This window comes from Streptomyces flavofungini, assembly GCF_030388665.1.
GTDB classification, from domain to species: Bacteria; Actinomycetota; Actinomycetes; order Streptomycetales; family Streptomycetaceae; genus Streptomyces; species Streptomyces flavofungini_A.
Genome location: NZ_CP128846.1, coordinates 2,461,624 through 2,486,618 on the forward strand (window position 1 = coordinate 2,461,624; position 24,995 = coordinate 2,486,618).

Sequence of the window (24,995 nt, forward strand, 5' to 3'; positions counted from 1 at the left end):
CGGGTGCCGGCACAGCCCGCCCTGGCCAGCACGCAGCGTGAGGTGGCAGGATCGCGCCCATGTTCGCGGCCCTGTCCCACCTCAGCCGGCGCCGGGCCCTGCAGGCCTCGGCGGCGGCCCTCGTGGTGTTCGGGCTGCTCCTGTGGTGGCTGCTCCCGGTGGGTGAGAGTTCGCCGCAGGGCCGGATGACCTTCAGTACGGGAGTCAAGGGCGCCGTCTACGAGACGTACGGGAAACTGCTGCGCAACGCCGCCGCCGACGACATGCCGGACGTCGACATCGACCTGCTCAACAGCCAGGGCTCGCAGCAGAACGTCGAGCGCGTCGCGACGGGCAAGGCCGACTTCACCATCGCGGCGGCCGACGCCGTGGAGAAGTACCGCCTGGAGGACCGTCCCGGCGCGGACCGGCTCCAGGGCTGCGCGCGCCTGTACGACGACTATGTGCAGCTCGTCGTGCGGCGCTCGTCCGAGATCGAGCGGGCGCGGGACCTGCGCGGCCAACGGGTCGCCGTGGGGCAGCCGCGCTCGGGTGTGCGGCTGATCGCCGAACGGGTCCTGAAGGCCGCGGGGCTGCGCCTGGACAAGGACGTCGAGGCACGGCCCGCGGGCATAGACACCGCTCCCGAGCTGCTGCGGAACGGCGACATCGACGCGTTCTTCTGGTCGGGCGGGCTGCCCACCAGCTCGGTCCGGGAGCTGTCCGAGGGCCTCGCCGTCCGCCTCGTACCGCTCGGCGACCTCGTCAACGCGCTGCACAAGCAGGGCGGCGCGTCCCGCTACTACCGCGCCGCCACCATGCCGGCCGACGCCTACCCGCAGGCCCAGCAGAGCGCGTCCGTGCCGACGCTGGCCGTGGCGAACCTCCTGGTGACCACCGACCGGGCCGACCCGGAGCTCACGGAGGGGCTGACCCGGACCGTCATCGACAGCCGGGACCACATCGGCGCGCAGGTGCACGCGGCCCAACTGGTGGACCTGCGCACGGCCCTGTACACCGACCCCCTCACCCTGCACGAGGGCGCGCGGCGCTACTACCGCTCGGTCAAGCCCTGAGGCACCGCTCCCCACCCGACCGCGCCACTCCCCACCCGACCACGCCGCTCTCAGCCCGACCGGCCCGCCCTGGAGCCGGACCGCCTCCGCGCAAGCCCACAGCGCCGCCCAGCCGCACCCGACCCGCCCCGCGCCCCCGCACTACTTCCGCGCCGCCGCCCCCTGCCCCTCCGGCGCCTGCCGCGGAACGCCGACCGTCACCTTCAGGCCCTGGGGTTCATGGCGCTCGTACGACATCGTGCCGCCGCCCGACGCGAGCAGGGCCCGTGAGATCGACAGGCCGAGGCCCGAACCCTTGACGTTCTGGTGGCGGTTGCTGCGCCAGAAGCGGTCGCCGATGCGGGACAGTTCGTCGTCGGACAGGCCCGGGCCGCCGTCGGTGATGACGATCGTGGTCCTGGAGTCGGCGGCGGTGACGCGCACCCGCACCTCCGCTCCCTCCGGGGTGAACTTCAGGGCGTTGTCGATCACCGCGTCCAGGGCGCTGGACAGGGCGATCGGGTCCGCCCAGCCGGTCGTCGCCGGGCACTCCCCGGTCAGCCGCACGCCCCGCTCCTCGGCGAGCGGCCGCCAGGCGGCGACGCGCTCGGCCGCCAGCTCGCCGATGTCCGCGAGCTGGAGATCCGCCGCCGCGTGTTCCGCGAGCGCCAGGCCGAGCAGGTCGTCGAGGACCTGCGCGAGGCGCTTGCCTTCGGTGCGCACCGAGGCGATCTCCTCGTTGCCCTCGGGCAGTTCGAGGGCCAGGAGCTCGATGCGGAGCAGCAGGGCGGACAGCGGGTTGCGCAGTTGGTGCGAGGCGTCGGCGACGAAGGCGCGCTGCTGCTCGAGGACGTCTTCGACGTTGTCGGCCATCTCGTTGAACGACCGGGCCAGGCGCCTCAGTTCCGGCGGGCCGCCGGCGGCCGCGACGCGGGAGGCGAGGCGGCCGGTGGCGATGTCGTGGGTGGTGGCGTCCAGGACCCGCACCGGGCGCAGGACCCAGCCGGTGAGGCGCAGCGCGGCGCCGACCGCGAGGAGCATGGCGGCGGACTCGCCCGCTCCGATGAGCAGCCAGCCGTGCAGGGTCTTGGCGCGCATGCGTCCGGTGGGCGAGTCGGTGACGACGACGGCCACGACGTCGCCGTCGCGGATCACCGGTGAGGCGACCACGATGCGTCCGCCCTCGTTCCAGGGCCACACCTGGGGCGGGTTGTGGCTGCCTCGGGAGCGCAGGGCCTCTTCGAAGGCGTCGCTCACGTCCCCACCACCGGTGGGCAGGTACCAGTCGCCGGGGGCGTGCGCCATGGGGAAGCGGTCGCGGAAGAACACGCCCGCTTTGATGCCGTACACCTCGTGGTAGTAGTCGAGTTCCTTCTGGAGGGTCTCGCGCCGCTCGTCCTTGTCGCGCACCCGTGAGCCGGAGGGGCGCTGGGTGACGAACTGCGCGAGCGCGGCGAAGCGCGCCGTGTCGTCGATGCGGTCGACGACCACCTTCTGCTGCTGCGCCGACGCCACGCTGACCGCGAGCGGGAAGCCCAGGGCGAGCAGCACGCCGGCCATGAGGACGATGAGGAGCGGGAGGAGGCGGGCGCGCACCTGTGCCCGCTACGACGCCGGGGCGACGAGCCGGTAGCCGACTCCGCGCACGGTCTCGATCAGAGCGGGCATGTGCAGCTTGGCACGCAGGGACGCCACGTGCACCTCCAGCGTGCGCCCCGTGCCCTCCCAGCTCGTGCGCCACACCTCGCTGATGATCTGCTCCCGCCGGAAGACGACGCCGGGGCGCTGGGCGAGCAGCGCGAGCAGGTCGAACTCCTTGCGGGTCAGCTGAACCACGTCGCCGTCCACGCTGACCTGCCGGGTGGGCAGTTCGATGCGGACGCTGCCGAGCCTGAGCTCGGTGTCGGCGGGCTTCTTCTCGACGCCGGTCGAGGGGCGGCGGATGACGGCGTGGATGCGGGCGATGAGTTCCCCGGTGTCGTACGGCTTCACTACGTAGTCGTCGGCTCCGAGGTTGAGGCCGTGGATGCGGGAGCGTACGTCGGCGCGGGCGGTGACCATGATGACGGGGATGGAGGTGCGCTTGCGGATCTTTCCGCAGACCTCGTAGCCGTCCTGGTCGGGTAGGCCGAGGTCGAGGAGCACGACTCCGAAGGGCGCCGCTTCGCCGGGCAGCAGGGCCTGCAGGGCCTCCTCGCCGCTGCGGGCGTGGGTGACGGCGAAGCCGTGGCGGGCCAGGACCGCGGACAGGGCGGCGGCCACGTGGTCGTCGTCCTCGACGAGCAGCAGTCTCATGCGGTCTCCCTCCAGCCCATCGGCCCCCCACTCGTTCATCGGTCGTTCCGTTCCCGCTCACGCGGTGCCGCACGTGCGTTCGCGGCCATCGGGCACGCGCGCGTGCGCGCGGAATTTTCAGCGGCATACGTGCGCACGAATGCGCCCAAGGCATCCACGCCGATGGATAAGGACCGCGTCAAGGCCCTTAGGGTCACGGACACGTTCCGTTATGCACCCGGTACGCAGCCGGGGCGCCCCCTTCACGCGGAGTGTCCGGTTGCGGCCGGATCGTTATGCTCAATTTCCCCTCAGATGTAATGACGCTGGTCGCACCGGGTTACTACTGTCCTCCCAACCCGAGGAGGATGGAGCAACAAGCCGTGACCGAAGTATCGGTGACCAAGGACGCCAAGCCCGCGGCGGACGACCTTGTCGTGCTGAAGGGTGTCAACAAGCACTTCGGCGCCCTGCACGTCCTCCAGGACATCGACCTGACCATCACCCGTGGCGAGGTCGTCGTCGTGATCGGTCCCTCCGGGTCGGGCAAGTCGACGCTGTGCCGCACCATCAACCGCCTGGAGACCGTCGATTCGGGAGCGATCTCGATCGACGGCAAGCCGCTGCCCCAGGAGGGCAAGGAACTGGCCCGGCTCCGCGCGGACGTGGGCATGGTCTTCCAGTCCTTCAATCTCTTCGCGCACAAGACCGTGCTGGAGAACGTGATGCTGGGCCAGACCAAGGTGCGCAGGACGCCCAAGGCGGAGGCGGAGGAGAAGGCCCGCACCCTGCTCGACCGGGTGGGTGTCGGCTCCCAGGCCGACAAGTACCCCGCGCAGCTCTCCGGCGGCCAGCAGCAACGCGTCGCGATCGCCCGCGCGTTGGCGATGGGACCCAAGGTGATGCTCTTCGACGAGCCCACCTCGGCCCTCGACCCCGAGATGATCAACGAGGTCCTCGAGGTCATGCAGCAGCTCGCCCGGGACGGGATGACCATGGTGGTCGTCACGCACGAGATGGGCTTCGCCCGCTCGGCGGCCAACCGTGTCGTCTTCATGGCGGACGGCCGCATCGTCGAAGAGGCCGTACCGGACCAGTTCTTCAACAATCCGCGCAGCGACCGCGCCAAGGACTTCCTTTCGAAGATCCTGCATCACTGACGCGCACCCGCGTGCGACCCGTCGGCACGGCCCGTGCGCCGAGGACGCCGGGGACGCCACCTTCGATGCCAGGACGCACCACAGCGTCTCCCTCAACCTCCGCCGAAACAAAGGATGTCCACCATGAAGGTTCGCAAGTCCGCCGCCGCGGCGGCGGTGATCGCCGCTCTCGCCCTGACCGCCACCGCCTGCGGCGGTGACTCCGGGACCGCCGGTGACAAGCCGAAGGGCGGCGCCGGCGGCAAGGACCAGCCGAAGCTGCCCACGTACACGGTCGCCAAGGACGTCAAGATCGACTCGCCGACCCTGAAGAAGGCCCAGAAGGACGGCGAGATCGTCTTCGGCGCCAAGAACGACCAGCCGTTCCTCGGCTTCGAGGACACCGACGGCAAGCGCTCCGGCTTCGACATCGAGATCGCCAAGATGGTCGCTGCCGACCTCGGCTTCCCCGCGAACAAGGTCAAGTTCGAGACGATCGACTCGAACGTGCGCGAGACGGCCATCTCCAAGGGCCAGGTCGACCTCTACGTAGGCACGTACACGATCAACGACGAGCGCAAGAAGCAGGTCGGGTTCGCCGGACCGTACTTCATGGCCGGTGCCGACCTGCTCGTCCGCAAGGACGACAAGGCCATCACGGGCCCGAAGTCCGTCAAGGGCAAGACGGTCTGCTCCATCAAGGGCTCGACGCCGCTGCAGGAGATCAAGAAGCCCAAGTACGGCGCCAAGACCGTCGAGCTGTCCAAGTACTCCGAGTGCGTCCAGCAGCTGCTGAACAAGGAGGTCGACGCCGTCACCACCGACGACGCGATCCTCAAGGGCTACGCCGCCCAGCGCCCGGAGAAGCTGAAGGTCGTCGGTGACCCCTTCACGAAGGAGCCGTACGGCGTCGGCATGAACAAGGACGACAAGGCCCTGCGGGACGCCGTCGCCGACGCCCTCGAGGCGCACCAGAAGAACGGTGACTACAAGAAGGCGTACGACGCGACCCTCGGCCTGTCCGGCTCCCCCTACCAGGAGCCCCCGGCGCTCGAGCGCTACTGACAACTCCGTCCGATCCACCGGCACTGAGCGTCGCGCCCTGTGGGTGTCGTCACGGCACCCACAGGGCGCGGCAGCTCCGCCCGACAGCAGCCGCCGCTAGGACATCTCCGTGAATGTTTTGCTCGATCATCTCCCGGAATTCCGGGAGGGGTTCATAGGAACCATCCTGCTGACCCTGGCCAGCGGAGCCCTCGCGATGGTGCTGGGGATCGTGATCGCCGGGTTCCGCGTGTCCCCCGTGGCCCCGTTGCGCTTCTTCGGCGCGGCCTGGGTCACGCTCTTCCGGAACACCCCGCTCACGGTGCTCTTCCTCGTGGCGTGGTTCGTCGTTCCGGTGATCTTCATGCCGGGTCTCAGCCCCTGGACCAAGGCGCTGCTCGCGCTCGGCTTCTACACCTCGGCGTTCGTCTGCGAGGCCATCAGGTCCGGCATCAACACCGTGCCCCTGGGGCAGGCGGAGGCCGCACGCTCCATCGGCATGACGTTCTTCCAGACCCTGAGTCTGATCGTTCTGCCGCAGGCGACCCGTACGGTGATCCCTCCGCTCAGCTCGATCTTCATCGCCCTGACGAAGAACTCCGCCATCGCGGGCGCGTTCAGCGTGACGGAGCTGTTCGGTGTGCAGAAGCTGCTCAGCGACAAGGGCTTCGACATCGCCTGGATCTTCCTCTGGGTGGCCCTCGGCTACCTGATCATCACCTTCACCATCAGCGGTCTCTTCCGGCTGCTTGAGCGCCGCTTGGGGGTCGCGCGATGAGTTCGAGCGTCCTGTTCGACGCGCCGGGGCCGAAGGCCCGGCTGCGCAACCGGATCTACACGGTCATCGGCTCGCTCGCCGTGCTCGGCCTGATCGTCTTCTCGGTCATCCGGCTGCACGACAAGGGCCAGCTGGAGCCCGAGGTCTGGGACATCTTCAACAACGCGGGCGTGCGGAACAACATCCGCGACGGCCTCCTGAGCACCCTCAAGGTGTTCGCCCTTGCGGGAGTCCTCTCGCTCGCTCTCGGCCTGCTGCTCTCCGTCGGCCGGCTCTCGGACCACCGGGCGATCCGCTGGTTCGCCACGGGCTTCATCGAGCTGTTCCGCGCCGTCCCGCTGCTGATCACCATCTACGCGCTGTGGGTGCTGATCCTCACCTACCAGAACGACCTGGGCTTCGTCGGCGAGAACAGCGCCTTCTGGGCCCTGGTCATCGGCCTCACCGTGTACAACGGCTGCGTCCAGGCCGAGGTGTTCCGCGCGGGCGTCAACGCCGTGCCCCGCGGTCAGGTCGAGGCCGGGTACGCGCTCGGCCTGCGCAAGTCGCAGGTCATGATCACCCTGCAGATGCCGCAGGCGATCCGCGCCATGCTGCCGACGGTCATCAGCCAGCTGGTGGTGACGCTGAAGGACACGTCCCTCGGCTACATCATCACGTACGACGAACTGCTCTTCGCCGCCCGCACGATGGCGAACAACATCATCGTCAACGGCGAGAACCCGATCACCCCCGTGGTCATCGTCGTCGGCGCCATCTACATCGTGATGTGTCTGGCCCTCTCGTCCCTCGCCACGTGGATCGAGCGGCGTGGCCGCAGGGCCAAGACGGGCATCAGGGTGGCGGCGGCCGCGGAGCCCGCCGAGGCCCCGCAGGTGCTCGACAAGCCCGTGTCGCCCGCCGTCCCGCCGACAGCGGACGCGGTGGCCGCTGCGGACGACGTGGCCTCTACGGAGAGTGCGGCTGCTCCTGAGGACGCGGCTTCCAGGAAGGATGCGCCCTCTACGGAGGGGGCGGTTTCCCCGGAGGGGGCGGTTTCCCCGGAGGGGGCGGCTTCCCCGGAGGGGGCGGTTTCCCCGGAGGGCGACGCCACTGAGCCGCCGGAGGACACCCCGCCCCCGGACCTCAAGAAGTAGCGCCCGAAGAAAGAGCGGCTGAAGGAACAGCGCGTTCGCGCACGCACACCGCGATGGCCCGCCGGAACACCGGCGGGCCATCGCGGTTTCGGCGCGCCGCCCAGTCTCCCGGAGGGGTACGCCCCGAGCGTCCGCTTGACGGGGTGCCATGCAGTCTGTTGCATACGTTCTGTGATCGTGCACCGGGCTCCAACTGCCATTTCCTGTACGTACGTCCAGCGCTCCCGGACCGTCCTGGCAGGAGGCCGCGCGCCGTGGACCCGGTGATCGTCGTCGGCGCGGGTCCCGTCGGCCTCACCCTCGCCCTGGCTCTCGCACGTCACTCCGTCCCCACCGTCGTCCTCGACGAAGGGCCCGGCAAGGACGAGCAGCGACCCGCGCGGACCGCCGTCCTGCGCGAGGACACCACAGCGCTCGTCGAACGGCTCGCCGGACACTCGTTCGGCGACGAGGAGACCGGCGCGCGCTGGACCGGGTGGCGTTCGATGCGCCGCAAGCAGGTGATCCGGGAACTCACGTTCAGTGACGAGCTGCCCTCTCCGCTGCACGTCCCGCAGCACGAGCTGACCGGCGCGCTGCGAGCCGCCATCGCCGACGAGCGCCTCGTCAAGATCGTCGCGGAGAGCAAGCTCGACGCCCTGGAGCAGGACGCCTCCGGGCTCACCGCCCACACCCGTGGCCTCAAGGACACCTGGTGGCGTGGCAGTTATCTGGTGGGCTGCGACGGGCCCCGTTCCACCGTGCGCAAGCTGCTCGACGTCCGGTTCCCGGGGCGCACGGCGGTGGAGCGGCACGCCGTCGCCGCGCTGCGCACGGAACTTCCCTGGCCCGGCCAGGCGTTGTTGCACCGGAGCCCTCCTTGGCGCGATGGCGGTGCCGAGGTGACGGGACGTCCGCTGGCCGACGGCGCGTGGCGGATCGACTGGCTCCTGCCGCCGCGCGGTGAGCTGGTGACACCCGACGTCCTCGTGACCCGCATTCGCGAGACGCTCGCCGGCTGGTGCGGCGGAGCCACACCGTCGTACGAACTGCTCGACACCGGCGTCCACACCGTCCACCACCGCCTCGCCCGCCGGTGGCGGGTCGGCCGCGCCTTCCTGGCCGGGGACGCCGCACACCTCCTCGGCGCACTCGGCACCCACGGCCTGGACGAGGGCCTGCGCGACGCGGACAACCTCGCCTGGAAGCTGGCCCTCGCCTGGCACGACGGCCCGCGCGACGCCCTGCTCGACAGCTATCAGGCCGAGCGCCGGGGCGCCGTCTCCGCGCGGCTGCGCACCGCTGACCAGGCGCTGCCCGCGCTGCGCGGCGGCAAGGGCCTGCGGGCGTACGTCCCCGGAGCCGCGCGCGGGCAGGACTCCCTGCTGATGGACGGCCATGTGGGCAACGGTCCTCTGGGCGGGCCGGGCAGGTACACCGACTCGCCGCTGGCTCCGGAGCGTTCGGACTCCGTCGTCGCGGTAGACACGGAACCGGGCAGTCCGGTCATCGATGTGGGCGTGACCGCGCCCGACGGCGCCTTCGTCCGGCTCCGGGACCGGCTCGGCCGCGGCCATCTGCTCGTCGTGCTCGTGGCGCCGGGCACCGTCGTCTGGGAGCGGCGGCACTGGGTGACGGCCGGGATCATGCCCCGGCTCGCCGCCGCGGTCACCGCGCTTCCCCATCCCGCCGAACTCCTCGTCGCGGAGGCCTACCCGGGCGCCCCGGCGCACAGCGTCCTGCTCGTACGCCCCGACGGCCATCTGGTCACCGCGCTCAGCGGGGTGCGTCCGGCGGAGCTGTACGCGGCGGCCGAGGCGGCGCTGGGCGAGGGTGCGCGGGGGCGGGCTTCGGAGGACGGGCCCTCGGGGGATCGGGCTTCGACGGCTCCGGGCGATCGGGCTCCGAGGACGCGGGGCGGGGTTGGGTCCCGGGCGGACGGCAGGGGGGCGGAGCCCCGTACGGGATCGGGTTCGGTTTCCGGTCCCGGTTCCGGCTCCGGCTATGTCTCCGGTGCCGGTTCCGTCTCCGGTGCCGGTCCCAGTTCCGGTTCCGTCTCCGGTCCTCCCGAGGCGTCCGGTGGCCCGCCCGAGCACCTGCCCGACTCCGTGCCCGGCACCCCCTCCCGTGCCCCGTCCAAGGCTCCGACCAGCACGAAGCGTGGCCCCAAGGAGCCCGGCGGTTCATCCTGAGACGACCGACCGACCGGATGCTGAACATGAGTTGACCGCCCCCCGGCCGCATGGTCTACTCCCGACCATGCCCGACACCGCTGTCCGCCTGTGGCGGAGGGTCCATATGGACCTCGTCCGCTATGCGGGCTGCGTGTGTCAGCCGTCCTGCTGAATTCGCCCTTCCTCCTTTCGCGCATGCCGTACGCCGGTGTGCGCTTCCGCGAACTCACTGGACGGATCCCATGTCTGCCTCCGTACCGGCTTCCGCTCCCGTACCGGCCCCTGCCTCCGTACCCGCAGCGCTGCCCACGGCCGCCCGCCCGACGGCCAAGCCCACCTCGGCCGAGCTCCTCGACTTCGTGCGCCGCGCCGCGGCCGACACCGACCTCATCGCCTCCCTGCCCCTGGACGCGGAGGGCCGCACCTGGGTGCGCCTCGAAGGCCCCCAGGGCAGCGAGGCCTGGCTGATCGGCTGGCCGCCCGGCACCGGCACCGGCTGGCACGACCACGCCGAGTCGGTCGGCTCCTTCACCACCGCCGCGGGCACTCTCAAGGAGAACTCGCTCGCCGCCCGCCTGCCCACCGACGGCTGGAAGACCCTGGAGCTCACCGAGGGCGTCGACCGCGAACGCCGCCTCGCCACCGGGCAGGGCCGCGCCTTCGGCCGCAACCACGTGCACGAGGTGCTGAACGAGTCCACGGACCAACACGCCATCTCCGTGCACGCCTACTACCCCCCACTCCCCCGGATCCGCCGCTACAGCCGCACGGGCGCCGTCCTGCGCCTGGAGCACGTCGAGCGGCCGGAGGACTGGCAGTGAGCGCGGCCCTGGAAGTGAACGGCGTCCCCGGAGTCCCCGTGGAGGAGCACCCCTCCGGCGGAGCCCAACCCCCGCTAGGCATCGACGAGTTGCTGGAACGGGTACGGCGCGGCCTCGACCGGGTCACCCCCGAGCAGGCGTACGGCATCGCGGGCTCGGGCGGGCTGCTCGTCGACACCCGGTACGCGGAGCTGCGCGAGCGGGACGGCCTGGTACCCGGCGCCCTCGTCGTCGAGCGCAACGAGCTGGAGTGGCGCCTGGACCCCCAGGGCAGCCATCGCGCCCCCGAGGCCACCCGTCACGACCTGCGGATCGTGGTGTTCTGCAACGAGGGCTACGCGTCGAGCCTCGCGGCCGCCTCCCTGCGACAGTTGGGGCTGCGGTACGCGACGGACCTCATCGGTGGCTTCCAGGCGTGGAAGGCGGCGGGGCTTCCGGTCGAGCAGGCCGAGCAAGGGGCATGAGTACCAAGGGGCATGAGTAAGGGGCGCCAGCCATGGCGGACACCCCTTACTCCCTCCTTTGCTCCTCCCTTTCGTACGCCGCTTACTCCCTGGCCGTCGCGAGCGTGACGGGGCGCGGCTTCAGGGCGGACCGGCCGGGCAGTGCCGTCGCCGTCAGGGCGAGCAGTCCCGCGACGCCGACCACGGCCGCAAGGACGAGGGGCAGGACGGCGGGCGCCGCGGCGCCGGTCATGCCGACGCTGAAGCCGGTCAGGACGGCGAGGGCGATCCCGCTGCCGAGCACGGTCGCGAGGAGCAGGACGGCGAGTGCCTCGGTGCGCAGCATCCGCAGGACCTGGCGGCGCGTCGCACCGGCGAGGCGCAGGAGCGCGAACTCCCGGGCGCGTTCGGAGATCGACATCGCGAACGTGTTGACGACGGCGATCGCGGTGAAGGCCAGGATCAGACCCATGGCCACGTGGTTCACCTCGGCGTTCGCCTGCCCGTGCTCGGACTGGAGGGCGCCGACCACGGAAGGTGATTGAACGCGCACGTTCGGGAACTTCGCGAGGGCCGTCGCGAGTTGATCCTTCGTACGGTCGGTCGTGACGAGGACCGTGGCGGCGAGCGGGTTGTCGACGTGGCGGGCGACCAGTTCGTGGGCCATGGTCAGATCACCGAAGCCGAGCCCACGTGCGTAGACGGCGGTGACCCTCAGGGTCGTCGGGGTGCCGTCGCCGAGCGTGAGCTTGAGGCTGCTGCCCGGCCGCACGCCGAGCTGGTCGGCGGCGACCTCGCTGAGGGCGACGTCGCCCGCGCCGAAGGACGTCAGCGAGCCCGCGGTGACGTCCGGGTCCCAGGTGCGCCCGAGACCCGCCGGGGTCACGCCCTGCGCCGGGTACTTGTCGAGTCCGACGCGGACGGTCGTGCGGACGACCTCGGTGACGGCGTCGACGCCCGCTGCTGTCCGCAGCCGGCTCGCGGCCTGCCCCGGCACGCCCGGCCCCCGCGCGGTCAGGACCCAGTCCGCGCGGACGCCCTCGCGGGCCTGGGCGGTCGCGGCGGCGTCGAGCGTGGGCTGGACGAACAGGACGGTGCAGGTCATGCCGATGAGCAGGACGAGGGGGGTGACGGCGGCGGCCATGCGGGCGGCGTTGCCACGCAGGTTGGCGTGCGCGAGGCGGCCGCCGGGGCCGGTCAGGCGCAGCGGGAGGGAGAGGAGGGCGGCTGCCGCCTTCACGGTGAGCGGACCGAGCAGGGCGACGGAGGTGGCGAGGACGACAACGGCCAGGAGGGTGACGGGAGTCGAGACGGCCTCGGTGCGCAGGCTGCCGAGGACGACGACGAGGACGATCCCTGCGGTGAGGAGGGCGAGACCTGCCCCGATGCGGGCCCGGGACGGCCTGGCGGGCTCGACGCGGGCCTCGGCGAGGGCTTCGCCCGGGCGGATCCGCGCGATGCGGCGCGCGGAGAGACGGGCGGCGGCCCAGGCGCCCAGGAGCGTGGCGGCGACGGCGGCGAGCAGCGGGAAGGGACTGACGACGCGGTCGAGGGTGGCGGGGACGGCGCCGCGCGACACGAACTCGTCGTACAGCAGCCCGCCGAGCGGGATTCCGGCGAGCGCGCCGAGCACTCCCCCGGCCGCTCCGACAATGAGCGCCTCACGGCCGAGGAGACGGCGGATCTGTCGGGGGCTCGCGGCGATGGCGCGCAGCAGGGCCAGTTCGCGGTGGCGCTGCTGGATGGAGAGCGCGAAGGTGCCGACGACCACGAGGACGGCGACGAGCAGCGAGGTGCCGCCCATCGCACCGCCGATGCTGACCAGCCGCACGCGGGCGCCCGCGGCGTCGAGGAACTCGACCGGCCCTCGGCCGCCACCGGTGTTGACCTGCGCGGTCGTACCGCTGAGCGCCTTCTTGACGGCTGCCTTGAGCTGGTCGACGGAGGTACCGTCAGCCGGTACGACGCCCACGGCCGTGACCTGGCCCGGGTGGGCGGCGAGCCGCTGGGCCTCCTCGGCGGAGAAGAACAGCGCGGTCTGGTGCGCGAGCGCGCCGCCGCTGTCTTTTCGGCCGGGGGTCGCGATGCCCGTGACGCGGTACGTGCGCGGGGCTTGCGTCGACTGCACGGTGAGTCGGTCGCCGGGCCCGATCCCGGCGCGGTCGGCGAGGCCGCGGTCGATGACGAGGTCGGTGTCAGCGCGCGGGGCCCGGCCGTCGGTGAGCCGGAAGGGTGTGAGGGCGGCCGACGACCAGGCGTGGCCGTACGCGGGGCGGCTCGCGTCGCGCGCCCCGGCGGATGTCAACGGCTCGGCCAGGAAGGTCAGTTCGGGCACCACCTCGGCGGCCCCGGGGACGCCCTTGAGCCGTTGTGTGACGCTGTCCGGCAACCAGGCCCGCTCGGCGATGGGCTTGGCCTTGTGCTTGACCTTGGTCTTGCCCTTCTTGTGCTTGACCGTCGTCTGGTGGACGTTCTGGTCCGCGGAGACGATCACTGGTGCGGCGGCGTAACGCTCGGTGCGGATGGTGCCGCGCAGGCCTGTCTCCAGGAGCGTGCCGCAGGCCGTGATGAGCGCGGCGGCGCACATCAACGCGACGAACGCGCCCAGGAATCCGCCTTTGCGGTCCCGGATCGCCTGGAGTGCGTAGCTCAGCATCATGGCGTCTCGGGACCTTTTCGGTTGTCGGCGGCCTCGTCGGCCATCGGGGTCGGGAAGGCGAGGAAGCGGGTGAGTACGGTGCGCGCGCCGGGCGGGGTGTCGGCGTCGGGGCGCTTGTAGCGGTTGAGGAGCGCGATGTACTCCTCGAAGAACTCGCGGAGTTCGGTCACCGTCAGCCGCATCGTGCCGCGTGAGTACGGGAAGGCGTCGGCCCATTCGCCCGCATCCGCGAGGTCGGTCTCCCGCTGGAGCTGGGCGAAGAGTTCGAGGTCGGCGGCGTACGCGTGGTGGTTCAGCTCGTCCATGGCGAGCCGCGTCTCGGCACTCTGGCGGCTGCGGGGCGGGAAGCGCCGGTCGCCCGGGACGAGGCGCCACCACCGCTCCCGCCCGTGCCCGGGGCCCGGCGTCTCCTCGACGAAGCCGTACCGCTCCAGTTCACGCAAGTGGTAGCTGGTGGCCCCGGTGTTCAGCCCGAGGGCGCGGGCCAGCGTCGCGGAGGTAGCGGGACCGTGCACGGTGAGGTGCTGCAGGATCTGCTGCCGCCGGGGCTGCGCGAGCGCCTTGAGGACCCGGAGGTCGTCGAGTTCCTGGGGCACGGGCGGGAGGTGATCGCTCGCGAGGGTGTCACATGCTGACGCCTCGACGGGAGTGCGGCTCTCCGTCGCCTCGGCGGGTGTGCCGTCCTGGGAGGCACTGCCCTCGCCGAGCACGGCGTCGTCGGTGGTGCTCTCGTCCTGGGCCATGCGTACACAGTCGCCTGTGCACAGATCTCTGTGCACTGAGGCACCCAGGCATGTTCAGGGTGGGGACAGCCCCACCGTCCGGCCCGACCCGGGCCCGGGGTCGGTACGCCTCGTGCCCCACCATCCGGCCTGGCCCGGACCCGGGGTCAGTACGCCTCGTGCCCCACCATCCGGCCTGGCCCGGACCCGGGGTCAGTAGGCCTCGTACCCCAGGTCCTCCGTGTCCTCCCCCTCTTCTTCCAGGGCCTGTCGCACGACGCGGAGCGCCATGCCCTCCGCGTACCCCTTGCGGGCGAGCATGCTGGCGAGGCGGCGGAGTCTCTTGTCCCGGTCGAGGCCGCGGGTGGAGCGGAGCTTGCGGGCGACGAGCTCGCGGGCGGTGGCTTCTTCCTGGTCCGCGTCGAGTTGCCCGACGGCCTCGTCGATCACGGCCGAGTCCACGCCCTTGGTGCGCAACTCCCGCGCGAGCGCCCGCCGCGCCAGGCCCCGGCCGTGGTGCCTGGACTCGACCCAGGCGTCCGCGAAGGCCTCGTCGTTGATGAGGCCGACCTCTTCGAAGCGGGACAGCACTTCCTCCGCCACGTCGTCGGGGATCTCCCGCTTGCGCAACGCGTCAGCGAGCTGTCTGCGCGTGCGCGGGGTCCCGGTGAGCAGGCGCAGGCAGATGGCCCTTGCCCGCTCAGCCGGGTCCCCCGTGGGCGGTTCCCCGTCCTCGGCCCTCGACGAGGACGGGGAACCGCTGTCCTGTGAGCCGCCGAGGCCGCCGCGCGCCCGACGGCCACCGGCGCGACCGCCCCTGCCGCCGCGCCGACCGCCTCCCTCGTCGTCGCCCGGGAGCCCCGGGGGGACATCGGCCGAGGCGGGGCCGTCCGGGCCGACGGCCTCGGGGCGGCTTCGCTCCGCGGGGTCGACGCGGTCCGCCCAGTCGGTTCGTCGCGTCATGGCCTAGCTCTTGGCCGCAGCGGCCTTGGACTTGGTGGCCTTGACCGCGGGCGCGGGCACGGTCTTGGCGGCGTCGCCCTCCGCGGGGGCCGCGGTGACGGCGGCGTCCGCGCCGGGCTCCGCCGGAGTCTCCGGGCGGACACCGACGCCCAGCTTCTCCTTGATCTTCTTCTCGATCTCGTTGGCGAGGTCGGGGTTGTCCTTGAGGAAGTTGCGAGCGTTCTCCTTGCCCTGGCCGAGCTGGTCGCCCTCGTACGTGTACCAGGCGCCGGCCTTGCGGACGAAGCCGTGCTCCACGCCCATGTCGATCAGGCCGCCCTCGCGGCTGATGCCCTGGCCGTAGAGGATGTCGAACTCGGCCTGCTTGAAGGGAGGCGCGACCTTGTTCTTGACGACCTTGACGCGGGTGCGGTTGCCCACCGCGTCCGTGCCGTCCTTGAGGGTCTCGATGCGGCGGATGTCCATGCGCACCGAGGCGTAGAACTTCAGCGCCCGGCCACCGGTCGTGGTCTCCGGGGAGCCGAACATCACACCGATCTTCTCGCGTAGCTGGTTGATGAAGATCGCGGTGGTCTTGGACTGGTTGAGCGCGCTGGTGATCTTCCGGAGCGCCTGGCTCATCAGACGGGCCTGCAGACCCACGTGCGAGTCACCCATCTCGCCTTCGATCTCCGCGCGCGGCACCAGGGCGGCGACGGAGTCGATGACGATCAGGTCGAGGGCACCGGAGCGGACGAGCATGTCCGTGATCTCCAGGGCCTGCTCGCCGTTGTCCGGCTGGGACAGGATGAGGTTGTCGATGTCGACGCCGAGCTTCTTGGCGTACTCCGGGTCGAGGGCGTGCTCGGCGTCCACGAAGGCCACCGCGCCACCGGCCCGCTGGGCGTTGGCGACGGCGTGCAGGGTGAGGGTCGTCTTACCGGAGGACTCCGGGCCGTACACCTCCACCACGCGGCCGCGGGGGATGCCGCCGACGCCGAGTGCGACGTCGAGTGCGGTCGACCCGGTGGGGATGACCTCGATGGGCTCGTTCGGCCGCTCGCCCATGCGCATCACTGCGCCCTTGCCGAATTGCCGTTCAATCTGTGCGAGCGCGGCGTCGAGCGCCTTCTCGCGGTCGGTTCCTGCCATGGGTTCCACCCGATTTGCTTGAGTCGATCGCTTCACGTCAAAGACGCTAACGCCTGCCACTGACAATGCGCCCCGACGCCCGCCCGGCCTGTGGATAACTCCGGGCGATCCGCCCTCCTCGAGCCATCGGCACGGCCCGGGGATACCCCCGTGAACCCCCGGGAACGCGCCACCAGAACCCCTATATGAATGGATGTTCGATTTCGCTGTCAAGCGCACCACGCCGCCCCCATCGCCGAAGCACCGCTTGACATGCAGCCAATCGGCTGCCCATCATGAAAAGGCAGCCGATTGGCTGCATGATCGGGGGTGGCACACATGGACGCGGTGTTCAAGGCACTGGCCGATCCCAGCCGCCGTCGGCTGCTGGACCGGCTCCGGGACCGCAACGGACAGACCCTGCGAGAGCTGTGCACGGGGCTGGACATGGCCCGGCAGTCGGTCAGCAAGCACCTGGCCGTGCTGGAGGCGGCCGAGCTGGTGACCACGGTGCGACAGGGGCGGGAGAAGCTGCACTACTTGAACGCCGCTCCGATCAACGCCATCGCGGAGCGATGGATCAGCCAATTCGACCGCGAGCGGGTCAACGCGCTCGCGGACCTGAAGCGAGCACTGGAGCAACCTCCCATGGACAACAAGACCTTCGTCTACACGACGTACATCCGCACCACTCCCGAGCGGCTCTGGCAGGCCCTGACCGACCCGGCCTTCACCAGCCGCTACTGGGGCGTCAGCTTCCGGACCGACTGGGCCAAGGGCTCCCCCATGGCCTGGGCCGAGGCCGACGGCAGCGTCACCGAGCACCCCGAGCAGGTCGTCCTCGCCCACGAACCCCACAGCCGGCTGTCCTACACCTGGCACACCTTCACCCCGCAGTGGGCCGCGGCCAATGGCATCAGCGAGGAGACGCGCGCCCAGCTCGCCGCGGAGCGCCGTTCCCAGGTCACCTTCGACCTCGAGCCGCACGGCGATCAGGTCAAGCTGACCGTCACCCATGTGTTCGACCCCGAGGGCGCACTGCACTCGATGTGCAGCCAGGGCTGGCCGGCCATCCTCTCCAGCCTGAAGAGCCTGCTGGAGACGGGCGAACCGCTCGCCGACGCGCACGAGGGCTGAATCCGCAGGGCTGTCGGCAGCCTGTCGGTGATGACGGGCGAACCATCGCCGGGATGTCGGCAGCGGCTGCGACGGTGAACGCGTCGGTGTCGCCACCTGAGCGGCACCCGAGCGCAAGGAGCCTGCTTCCGCCGTGCCGTCGCCCTCCCGAGAACCCCGAGCACCGCAGGGCCCTCCGGTCACCCCGGAGCCCTCACTCCGTCCCTGGGACGTCCACGACCTGCCGCCCACCCCCCGGGCTGGCGCGGCCCGGCCGTGGGCCGCCAGTTGCGAGCTGGTGGACGCCGAGGAGGCCCTGGGGCTGACGTAGGCGGTCTGGCGTGGACGGTCCGTGGGCGGTCTGGCGTGGGCGCGCTCCGCTAAAGCCTGTTGCAGAAGGCTGTGAACTGGGCATTTTCTCAGTATGGCCGGGGTGTTGAGGGCTGAGGCGTTGTGGGTGGAGACGTTCACTGGGCTGCGGATGGGTGCTTTCCAGCGGCTGCTGAAGGTGGTTCGTGAACGGGGCGGCAACGGTACCGGGATGGGGCGCCCGTGGTGTCTGCCGTTGGATGAGCGGGTGCTGCTGGTGGCGGTGTACTACCGCACGAATCTGACAATGCGGCAGATGGCGCCGCTCTTCGGCGTTTCGCCCGCGACGGTCTGCCGGGTGATCCAGAAGCTCGGTCCGCTGCTGACGGTGGAGCCCGTCACCCGTCCCTCGGATGCGGTGGACCGGCTGTGGATCGTGGACGGCACGCTCATTCCGGTCCGCGACCGCACTGTTGCCGCTTCCTCGCGCAACTACAGGTTCTCGGCGAACGTGCAGGTCATCATTGATGCCGACACCCGCCTGGTGGTGGCCACCGCCCGGCCGGCCCCGGGCAACAAGGCCGATGCGCAGGTCTGGCGGAGTTCTGGGCTGGCCCGGCACTGCGACGGCGTCACCGTGCTGGGCGACGGCGCCTATGTGAACACCGGCCTGATCGTCCCGCACCGCAAACGCCAGCGACGGCCGCTCCTTTCGGGCGAGGAGGCCGACAACGCCGAACACCGCAGAGTCCGCGCCCGCATCGAGCACACCTTCGCCGCGATGAAGAACTACAAGATCCTCCGCGACTGCCGGCAACGGGGCCATGGCCTCCACCACGCTGTCCGAGCCGTCGCCCACATGCACAACCTCGCCCTGGCAACGTGATCAGAGCCATCACAGAACCGGCCCTGACCTGTCCGAACACAGCCTTCTGCAACAGGCTTTAAAGCCTGTCTGACAATTCCCGTCCAATCAGCGAGGTTCGGCTGAGTTGGCAATCGGGAGGTGCGCCGACCGTCCGGCGGGGATTACCGGGCAGGGCCTACGAACGGCGGGCCAGCAGATGGGCGTCGAGGAAGCCCCTTTCGGAGGCTGGATCGTGGAGCAACCGGGCGAAGGGAACGAGCCCGGCGTCGGCCAGCAGTTCGGCGAGGCGATCCGCCGGCCAGCTGTAGGCAGGTGCCACCTTGTGGTCGAAGCGGACCGGTTCTTGTTCGTCGGTCCCGAAGAAGGAGACCAGGAGCAGGCCATCCGGCGCCAGGACGCGTGCCTGCTCGGCGAGCAGCTCCGGCAGTTCTCCCGGAGGGGTGTGGATCATCGAGTAGTGGGCCAGTACGCCGCCGAGCGCGGCGTCCTCGATCGGCAGGGATTCCATCCGCGCCTCCTGGAAGCGCAGCGCCGGATGGGCCTGCCGGGCGTGGTCGATCATGCCGGGGGCGAGGTCGAGTCCGAAGGCGTCCAGGCCCAGTTCGTGCAGCATGGCTGTCAGATGTCCGGGACCGCACCCGACGTCCGCTGCCCGCGGGTTGCCCGTCGCGCGCACCAGTTCGGCGAAGGTGCCGATCATGGTCCGGGAGAAAGGCTGTGTCTCCAGCCGGTTTGCGAACAGCGATGCGTACAGCTCGACGACTCCGTCGTAGGCCGTCCTGGTCTCGTCCTGATGATTCACCACGGGCAGGACTCTATAGCCGGTCTGACTAATTGATCTTGTGGCAGGTCGAGGTGAGTTGACGGATGCGGCATGGGGGCGGATAGAGCCCCTTTTGCCCCAGGTGGACGGACGGGGCCGTCCGTGGCGTGATCACCGGCAGGTGGTCCACGGCGTGCTGTGGCGGCTACGGACCGGGGCTCCTTGGCGCGACCTGCCCGAGCGGTATGGGCCGTGGCAGACCGTCTACGAGCGGTTCGCCCGCTGGGAGGCCGATGGCACGTGGGCGAAGCTGCTGGAGCATGTCCAGGTCCATGATGACGCGGGGGGGGGCCGGGTGGAGTGGATCGTCGCCGTTGACTCCACGATCAACCGGGCCCAACAGCACGCCGCGGGCGCCCGTAAAAGGGGGACGCAGACAGGGACGAACTGGAAGATCCGGGCCGCTCGCAGGCGCATCAGGCACTCGGTCGGTCCCGGGGCGGGCTGACCATCAAGGTCCATCTCGCCGTCGACGGCCGGGGACTGCCGCTGTCGATCGTGCTCACACCCGGAAACGTCAACGACGCCACCGCGTTCGCCGTTGTCCTCGACGTGGTCCGCACCCCGCGCGTCGGCACGGGCCGCCCGCGCACGACACCGGACCGTGTGCTGGGTGACAAGGCCTACTGCAGCAGGGCCATCCGTCATCTGCTGAGGCGTCGGGGCATCGCCGCCACGATCCCCGAGCGCCGCGACCAGGTGGCCAACCGTCGACGCAGGGGGCGCTTCGGTGGCCGGCCACCCGCCTTTGACAGGGAGACCTATCGCGACCGCAACGTGGTCGAACGATGCTTCGCTCGCCTCAAGCCGTTCCGTGCGATCGCAACCAGGTTCGACAAGCTCGCGGACCGCGACCGCGCGGGAGTCGTCCTAGCCTCCCTGATTCTCTGGCTCCGCGAAACGGCCAGGTGATCATTTGCCAGACAGGCTCTAGCGCGGGTCGGGCGGCATCTCGTCCCCGGGCCCGGACACCAGGCGCCGCACGCGCGCGACAAGAGGCGATCCGCCACGGCGGTGGTGCCCGTGCACGCGCGGGTCGTCCATGACGTCGTACCGCTTCACGTACGCCCCCAGGAAGGCCTGCAGCGTCGCGACCGCCGGGATGGCGACCAGGGCTCCGACCGCGCCGAGGAGCGCCGTGCCCGCGATGACCGACCCGAAGGCGACCGCCGGGTGGATGTCCACGCTCTTGGCGGTGAGCTTGGGCTGCAGGACGTAGTTCTCGAACTGCTGGTAGATCACGACGAAGATCAGCACCCACAGCGCGTACCAGGGGTCCACGGTGAAGGCGATCAGCATCGGCAGGGCGCCCGCGAGATAGGTGCCGATCGTCGGGATGAACTGCGAGACCAGGCCGACCCACACCGCGAGCACGGGGGCGTAGGGCACTTCGAGGACCTGGAGCAGGATGTAGTGCGCGATCCCGGAGATCAGCGCCATCAGACCGCGGGAGTAGAGGTAGCCGCCGGTCTTGTTGACCGCGATCTCCCAGGCGCGCAGCACCTCGGCCTGCTTGGCGGGCGGCAGCACGGAGCACAGCGCGCGTCGCAGCCGCGGCCCGTCGGCGGCGAAGTAGAACGAGAACAGCAGGATCGTCAGGAGCTGGAAGAGCCCGCCGAGGACCTGCGCGGAGACGTCGAGAACGCCGCTCGCGCTGTTCTGCACGTACTTCCGCAGCCAGTCGGAGTGGATGAGGCTGTCCTGGACCTCGACCCGGGACAGGTCCGTGTCGAAGGTCATGTTGATCCAGCGGATGACCTTGTCCAGATAGTCGGGGAAGTCCTCGACCATGTCGACGATCTGGCCCGCGAGCATGGATCCCATCATGGTGATGAAGCCCGCACTCGCGATCATGACGCTCAGGAAGACGATGGCCGTGGCCAGGCCCCTGCGCAGTCCGCGGGCCGCCATCCAGCTCACGGCGGGCTCGACGGCGAGCGCCAGGAAGAACGCAATCAAGATATTGATCAACAGTCCGGTGAGCTGGTGGAAGGCCCAGCTGCCGAGCTGGAAACAGGCCACCAGAGCGAGCGCGAGCACCATGGCGCGCGGCAGCCAGCGCGGCATGCCGGTGCCACGGGCCTGCTCCGCCGAAGGGGGCTGGGCGGGCGGAGTGGTGCCGGGCAGTGCTGCCTCGGGGGTGACCTGTGCGGTCTCGTCTGTGGGTGCCACCGTGCCAGTCTCGCCCACGCCACGACCGTACGGCCGCCACCCCCGTGTCTAGCCGCTCTACGCGCGCGTGGAGTACGTCACCACGCGTGGAGTACGTCACCGCGCGGTGATACGTCACCACGCGCGGAGCGGGACCGAGGCAGGGAAGGGGCAGCCCTGTGTCAGCGGTTTTCAGCCGGTACGTTCATGGCCGAGCACACCGCCCGCCACACGTCCTTCGCCTCCCAGCCCGCGTCCAGCGCCTGGTGCACCGTGCGCCCGCCGAGCTCCGTCATCACATGATCGCGCGCGAAGGTCTCGGCGTACCCCGCGCCGAAGTGAGCCGCCATCCGCTGCCAGAAGACCGTCAACCGCATGCGTCCAGTATCGCGCCCCTGAGAGTGCAGCCCCGCGCAGAGGGCTTCCCCGAGGCGCGTTCCGCCCTACCTTCTGAACATGGCCGAAAACGGAGCGTCCCCGCACACCGCTTCCTCCCCGTCGTCGCCGTCCTCCCCGCTGCGCCGCGCCGAGCAGTTCATCTGGCTCACTGCGCGCGTGCTCGAACAGCGACGGTTCGCGTACCACTTCCTGGACGGCGACACCGCGAACGCCGACGCGGTGGAGACAGCGCTGGCCGCGTACGGGAACGAGGACGGCGGGTACGGCCACGCGCTCGAACCGGACCTGCGCGGGCCCGTCAGCCAGCCGCTGCACACCGGGCACGCGCTGCGCGTCCTGGACTCCATCCAGCGCTGCGGCGGCATGCGCGTGGAGCGGGTGTGCCGCTATCTGACCGCGGTGTCGACTCCGGACGGTGCGCTCCCTGCGATTCATCCCAGCCAGCGCGGCTACCCCTCGGCCCCGTTCGTGCCCGTGGTGGCCGACCCGCCCAGCGCACTGCTCACCACCGGCCCTGTGGTGGGCCTGCTGCACCGCAACGAGGTCTGGCACGCCTGGCTGTTCCGGGCCACCGACTTCTGCTGGCAGACCGTGGAGACCCTGGAGAAGTCGCATCCGTACGAGATCCAGGCCGCCGTGGCCTTCCTCGACGGGGCACCCGACCGCCCGCGCGCGGAGGCAGCCGCCGACCGGATCGGCCGGCTGGTCCGCGAACAGCGCCTGGCGGTCCTCGACCCGGAGCACGCGGACGCCAACCCGGTCTCCCCGGGGTACGGCCCCGGGGAGCACCACTTCGCGTACGACTTCGCCAAGGCTCCGGAGTCGCTGGCCCGCGCGTGGTTCACGGATGACGAGATGGCGCGCTCCCTGGACTTCCTCGCGAACGAGCAACAAGAAGACGGCGGTTGGCCGATCCGGTGGCGTCAGTGGGCGCCGGGCACGTCCCTGGAGTGCCGTCCGATCGTCACGGTCGAGGCGCTGCGGACGCTGCGGGCGTACGGGCGGCCCATCGGCTGACGGCCCGTCCAGGCGCCCTGCGGAGCTCGCTGCGCGGGCCCGCCGCGGCTCACCCCGCCAGGGCCCGCACGCCCGCCGTGACGCCGACAGCCGCCCCGATGACGACCAGGAAGGGCGCGCGCAGCAGGAGCGCAAGGGCGGCCGCGGTCAGACCCGCCGCCTTGGCGTCGAGCACGAGCACCCGGCCGTCGGCGAAGGCCTGCTGGGCAGTGAGGGCGGCGAGCAGCGCGATCGGCAGCAGGGCGGCCATGCGCTGGACGAGCGGTCGCTCCAGGGCGCCTGCGGGCACGAGCAGACCCGCGAGCTTGACGGCGTAGCAGCCGACGACGGTCACGGCGATGGCGGTCCAGATGTTCAACGGTCTTCCCCTTGCGCGCTGTCGGGCGGTGCCTGTTGTGCTCGCTGTGCTTTTCGGCCCTCTACGTAGAGCACGACCGGGACAGCGAGGGCAGCGGCGAGGACGGGCACTCCCGCCGGCAGCACGGGCAGCAGTCCGAGGCCCAGAAGGACGGCGACGGCCGCGACCGCCCGGTGCGTCGTGGTCCGCACCATCGGCGCGAGCAGCGCGAGGAACACGGCGGGACCGGCGGCGTCGAGCCCCCAGGTGGCGGTGTCCCCGATGGCCTCCGCGCCGAGGGCGCCCAGGAACGTGGAGAGGTTCCACAGGAGGTAGAGGCTGACTCCGGTGACGACGAAACCGATCCGTGCCGCGCGCTGCCCCTGCTGTGCCAGGGAGACGGCCGTCGTCTCGTCGATCACCAGATGGGCGGCGAGAGGGCGCACCGCGCGCGGGAGGGCGAGCAGTTGGGAGAGCCGGATCCCGTAGAAGGCGTTACGCATGCTGAGGAAGACGGCGCCCACGGCAGCCGTGTAGGGGCCTCCGCCCCCGGCGAGCGCGCCGACCAGGGCGAACTGGGAGGCTCCGGTGAAGGCCAGCAGGCTCAGGGCGCAGGTCTGGAGCACAGTGAGGCCGCTGCTGGCCGACGTCACCCCGAAGGCGAAGCCGGAGAGGCCTACGGCGATTCCGACGCCGAGGGCGTCGCGGACGACGGCGGAGTCGGGGCGGGCCGGACCGGGACTCGCACTGTCCGCGGGCCCCGGAATGTCGGGGGCTCCTTCGGAGTACCCGGGTATGTCTGGGGATGATGTTCGCTCTGCCACCTCCCGGACGCTACGAGGGGCAGGTCAGGAAGGTCTTGTACGTTCTTGCGCTCCCGCTGGTAGGCGCCCGGGGGCACGCCGACGATCCGCGCGAAGTGGCGGTTCAGGTGCGGCTGATCGGTGAACCCGACGGCGACGGCGGCCTCGGCGGGGCTCGTACCGGCGTCCAGGAGGCGGCGGGCGCGCCGCACACGCGCGTCGGTGAGCCAGGCGTGCGGCGGCATGCCGTACGCGTCGCGAAAGGCCCGCAGCAGGGCGAAGGAGCTGACGCCCAGACCGGCGGCGAGGCGTTCCAGGCTCGGCGGATCGACGAGCCGTTCCTCCAGGACGGCACGCGCGCGTGCCGCGACCCGCGCGCCGACGGAGCGCACGCCGCGCTGCGGCAGGTTGCCGCCGTTCGACCGCAGCAGCCGGGTGACGGCGACCCGCAGGAACGTGTCGGCGGCGAGCGCGTTGCCCTCCTCGGCGGCCCGCAGGACCTGGTGGACCAGGGTCACGGCGTACGGGTCGTCGAGGACCGGCAGGACGAAACCGGGTGTCCCCCGCAGGGTCGTGGTCTCCCTGGCGATGGCGGCGACCACGTCGGGGGCCGGGTAGACCGCTCCGTAGCGCCAGCCCTCGGGGTCTCCGGCGCGGCCGGTGTGCGGGGTGTCGGGGTTGATCAGGGCGAGGCTGCCGGGTCCGGCGTGCCGGTCGGCGCCGGTGTGCTGGAACACGTCGACGCCCTCGCGGATCGCCGCCATCACGAAGTGCTCGTGGGTGTGGCGCGCGAACGTCTTGCGGACGTAGCGGGCCCGCAGCAGGTCGACGCCGGGCAGCTCGGCGTACGTCCAGTGCCGTGCCTGCTCCGCCGAACCAGCCATACCTCCATTCTG

23 protein-coding genes and 2 pseudogenes are annotated in these 24,995 nt (G+C 71.0%); 13 read left to right on the forward strand and 12 right to left on the reverse strand.

Annotated features, from left to right (window positions below; all coding sequences use genetic code 11):
• The first annotated feature begins 59 nt into the window (after positions 1–59).
• A complete protein-coding gene (locus QUY26_RS09565) occupies positions 60–1,055 on the forward strand; it encodes a TAXI family TRAP transporter solute-binding subunit (protein WP_289945022.1) in 996 nt (331 codons plus the stop codon).
• A 141-nt stretch (positions 1,056–1,196) separates the two neighbouring features.
• On the opposite strand, the gene QUY26_RS09570 is transcribed toward QUY26_RS09565, so the two are convergent.
• Together QUY26_RS09570 and QUY26_RS09575 are read right to left on the reverse strand one after the other, a co-directional pair.
• Positions 1,197–2,630 (reverse strand): sensor histidine kinase, encoded by a 1,434-nt coding sequence (locus QUY26_RS09570; protein ID WP_289945023.1) that lies wholly within the window; start codon positions 2,628–2,630, stop codon positions 1,197–1,199.
• A gap of 9 nt (positions 2,631–2,639) precedes the next feature.
• Positions 2,640–3,329, reverse strand: a complete 690-nt coding sequence (locus QUY26_RS09575; protein WP_289945024.1) for a response regulator transcription factor — start codon at positions 3,327–3,329, stop codon at positions 2,640–2,642.
• A 362-nt stretch (positions 3,330–3,691) separates the two neighbouring features.
• Here QUY26_RS09575 and QUY26_RS09580 point away from each other — a divergent pair, with 362 nt between their 5' ends.
• The 8 genes and pseudogenes from QUY26_RS09580 to QUY26_RS09610 all read left to right on the forward strand — a co-directional run bounded on the left by QUY26_RS09580 (position 3,692) and on the right by QUY26_RS09610 (position 10,843).
• On the forward strand, positions 3,692–4,468 hold the full coding sequence (locus QUY26_RS09580) for an amino acid ABC transporter ATP-binding protein (protein ID WP_289945025.1): 777 nt from the start codon (positions 3,692–3,694) through the stop codon (positions 4,466–4,468).
• A 123-nt stretch (positions 4,469–4,591) separates the two neighbouring features.
• Entirely contained in the window at positions 4,592–5,512 is a 921-nt protein-coding gene (locus tag QUY26_RS09585; protein WP_289945027.1) for a glutamate ABC transporter substrate-binding protein, read from the forward strand.
• Positions 5,513–5,621: 109 nt separating this feature from the next.
• Positions 5,622–6,269, forward strand: coding sequence for an amino acid ABC transporter permease (locus tag QUY26_RS09590; RefSeq protein ID WP_289945029.1), 648 nt, complete (start codon positions 5,622–5,624; stop codon positions 6,267–6,269).
• Positions 6,266–7,153, forward strand: a pseudogene (locus tag QUY26_RS09595) (amino acid ABC transporter permease); the annotation flags it as partial. The gene QUY26_RS09590 and the pseudogene QUY26_RS09595, both read left to right, overlap by 4 nt.
• Positions 7,154–7,659: 506 nt before the next feature.
• Positions 7,660–9,261, forward strand: a pseudogene (locus QUY26_RS09600) (FAD-dependent monooxygenase); the annotation flags it as partial.
• A gap of 421 nt (positions 9,262–9,682) precedes the next feature.
• Positions 9,683–9,730 (forward strand): hypothetical protein, encoded by a 48-nt coding sequence (locus QUY26_RS41150; RefSeq protein WP_375256749.1) that lies wholly within the window; start codon positions 9,683–9,685, stop codon positions 9,728–9,730.
• A 70-nt stretch (positions 9,731–9,800) separates the two neighbouring features.
• Positions 9,801–10,379 carry a cysteine dioxygenase gene (locus tag QUY26_RS09605; protein ID WP_289945031.1) on the forward strand — a complete coding sequence of 193 codons (579 nt, stop codon included), beginning with the start codon at positions 9,801–9,803 and terminating at the stop codon, positions 10,377–10,379.
• Between the two features lie 14 nt (positions 10,380–10,393).
• Complete coding sequence (locus QUY26_RS09610) at positions 10,394–10,843, forward strand: rhodanese-like domain-containing protein (protein WP_289955623.1); 450 nt, start codon at positions 10,394–10,396, stop codon at positions 10,841–10,843.
• An 82-nt stretch (positions 10,844–10,925) separates the two neighbouring features.
• Here the strand turns inward: QUY26_RS09610 and QUY26_RS09615 are convergent, their stop codons facing one another.
• The 4 genes from QUY26_RS09615 to recA all read right to left on the reverse strand — a co-directional run bounded on the left by QUY26_RS09615 (position 10,926) and on the right by recA (position 16,297).
• Entirely contained in the window at positions 10,926–13,481 is a 2,556-nt protein-coding gene (locus QUY26_RS09615) for an FtsX-like permease family protein (protein WP_289945033.1), read from the reverse strand.
• Complete coding sequence (locus tag QUY26_RS09620) at positions 13,478–14,224, reverse strand: helix-turn-helix domain-containing protein (protein WP_289945036.1); 747 nt, start codon at positions 14,222–14,224, stop codon at positions 13,478–13,480. Before QUY26_RS09620 ends, QUY26_RS09615 begins: the two co-directional genes overlap by 4 nt.
• A 192-nt stretch (positions 14,225–14,416) precedes the next feature.
• Positions 14,417–15,166 (reverse strand): recombination regulator RecX, encoded by a 750-nt coding sequence (gene recX, locus QUY26_RS09625; RefSeq protein ID WP_289945038.1) that lies wholly within the window; start codon positions 15,164–15,166, stop codon positions 14,417–14,419.
• A gap of 3 nt (positions 15,167–15,169) precedes the next feature.
• Positions 15,170–16,297, reverse strand: a complete 1,128-nt coding sequence (gene recA, locus QUY26_RS09630; RefSeq protein ID WP_289945039.1) for a recombinase RecA — start codon at positions 16,295–16,297, stop codon at positions 15,170–15,172.
• Between the two features lie 318 nt (positions 16,298–16,615).
• Between recA and QUY26_RS09635 the strand changes: the two genes are divergently transcribed.
• Together QUY26_RS09635 and QUY26_RS09640 are read left to right on the forward strand one after the other, a co-directional pair.
• On the forward strand, positions 16,616–17,413 hold the full coding sequence (locus tag QUY26_RS09635) for an ArsR/SmtB family transcription factor (RefSeq protein WP_289945041.1): 798 nt from the start codon (positions 16,616–16,618) through the stop codon (positions 17,411–17,413).
• A gap of 403 nt (positions 17,414–17,816) precedes the next feature.
• Complete coding sequence (locus QUY26_RS09640; RefSeq protein ID WP_289943021.1) at positions 17,817–18,587, forward strand: transposase family protein; 771 nt, start codon at positions 17,817–17,819, stop codon at positions 18,585–18,587.
• Between the two features lie 157 nt (positions 18,588–18,744).
• Here the strand turns inward: QUY26_RS09640 and QUY26_RS09645 are convergent, their stop codons facing one another.
• A complete protein-coding gene (locus tag QUY26_RS09645; protein WP_055702157.1) occupies positions 18,745–19,374 on the reverse strand; it encodes a class I SAM-dependent methyltransferase in 630 nt (209 codons plus the stop codon).
• Between the two features lie 37 nt (positions 19,375–19,411).
• On the opposite strand from QUY26_RS09645, the gene QUY26_RS09650 reads away from it, so the two are divergent.
• Positions 19,412–20,304 (forward strand): IS5 family transposase gene (locus tag QUY26_RS09650; protein WP_289945042.1). Its coding sequence is split into 2 segments (ribosomal slippage): positions 19,412–19,772 and positions 19,772–20,304, totalling 894 coding nucleotides; the frame shifts between segments, so codons are not numbered across the junction.
• A gap of 18 nt (positions 20,305–20,322) precedes the next feature.
• Here the strand turns inward: QUY26_RS09650 and QUY26_RS09655 are convergent.
• Together QUY26_RS09655 and QUY26_RS09660 are read right to left on the reverse strand one after the other, a co-directional pair.
• The gene (locus QUY26_RS09655) at positions 20,323–21,564 is read right to left on the reverse strand and encodes an AI-2E family transporter (protein WP_289945044.1); all 1,242 of its coding nucleotides are present in this window, start codon (positions 21,562–21,564) and stop codon (positions 20,323–20,325) included.
• Positions 21,565–21,725: 161 nt separating this feature from the next.
• Positions 21,726–21,920 carry a DUF3046 domain-containing protein gene (locus QUY26_RS09660; RefSeq protein WP_030362849.1) on the reverse strand — a complete coding sequence of 65 codons (195 nt, stop codon included), beginning with the start codon at positions 21,918–21,920 and terminating at the stop codon, positions 21,726–21,728.
• Between the two features lie 79 nt (positions 21,921–21,999).
• On the opposite strand from QUY26_RS09660, the gene QUY26_RS09665 reads away from it, so the two are divergent.
• Positions 22,000–22,959, forward strand: coding sequence for a hypothetical protein (locus tag QUY26_RS09665; RefSeq protein ID WP_289945048.1), 960 nt, complete (start codon positions 22,000–22,002; stop codon positions 22,957–22,959).
• A gap of 49 nt (positions 22,960–23,008) precedes the next feature.
• On the opposite strand, the gene QUY26_RS09670 is transcribed toward QUY26_RS09665, so the two are convergent.
• The 3 genes from QUY26_RS09670 to QUY26_RS09680 are packed head-to-tail and all read right to left on the reverse strand — an operon-like array spanning position 23,009 to position 24,983.
• The gene (locus QUY26_RS09670; RefSeq protein WP_289945050.1) at positions 23,009–23,317 is read right to left on the reverse strand and encodes an AzlD domain-containing protein; all 309 of its coding nucleotides are present in this window, start codon (positions 23,315–23,317) and stop codon (positions 23,009–23,011) included.
• Positions 23,314–24,063 carry an AzlC family ABC transporter permease gene (locus QUY26_RS09675; RefSeq protein ID WP_289955625.1) on the reverse strand — a complete coding sequence of 250 codons (750 nt, stop codon included), beginning with the start codon at positions 24,061–24,063 and terminating at the stop codon, positions 23,314–23,316. The genes QUY26_RS09670 and QUY26_RS09675 overlap by 4 nt, the downstream gene beginning before the upstream one ends.
• A complete protein-coding gene (locus tag QUY26_RS09680) occupies positions 23,973–24,983 on the reverse strand; it encodes an AraC family transcriptional regulator (RefSeq protein WP_289945052.1) in 1,011 nt (336 codons plus the stop codon). Before QUY26_RS09680 ends, QUY26_RS09675 begins: the two co-directional genes overlap by 91 nt.
• Between the last annotated feature and the right edge of the window lie 12 nt (positions 24,984–24,995).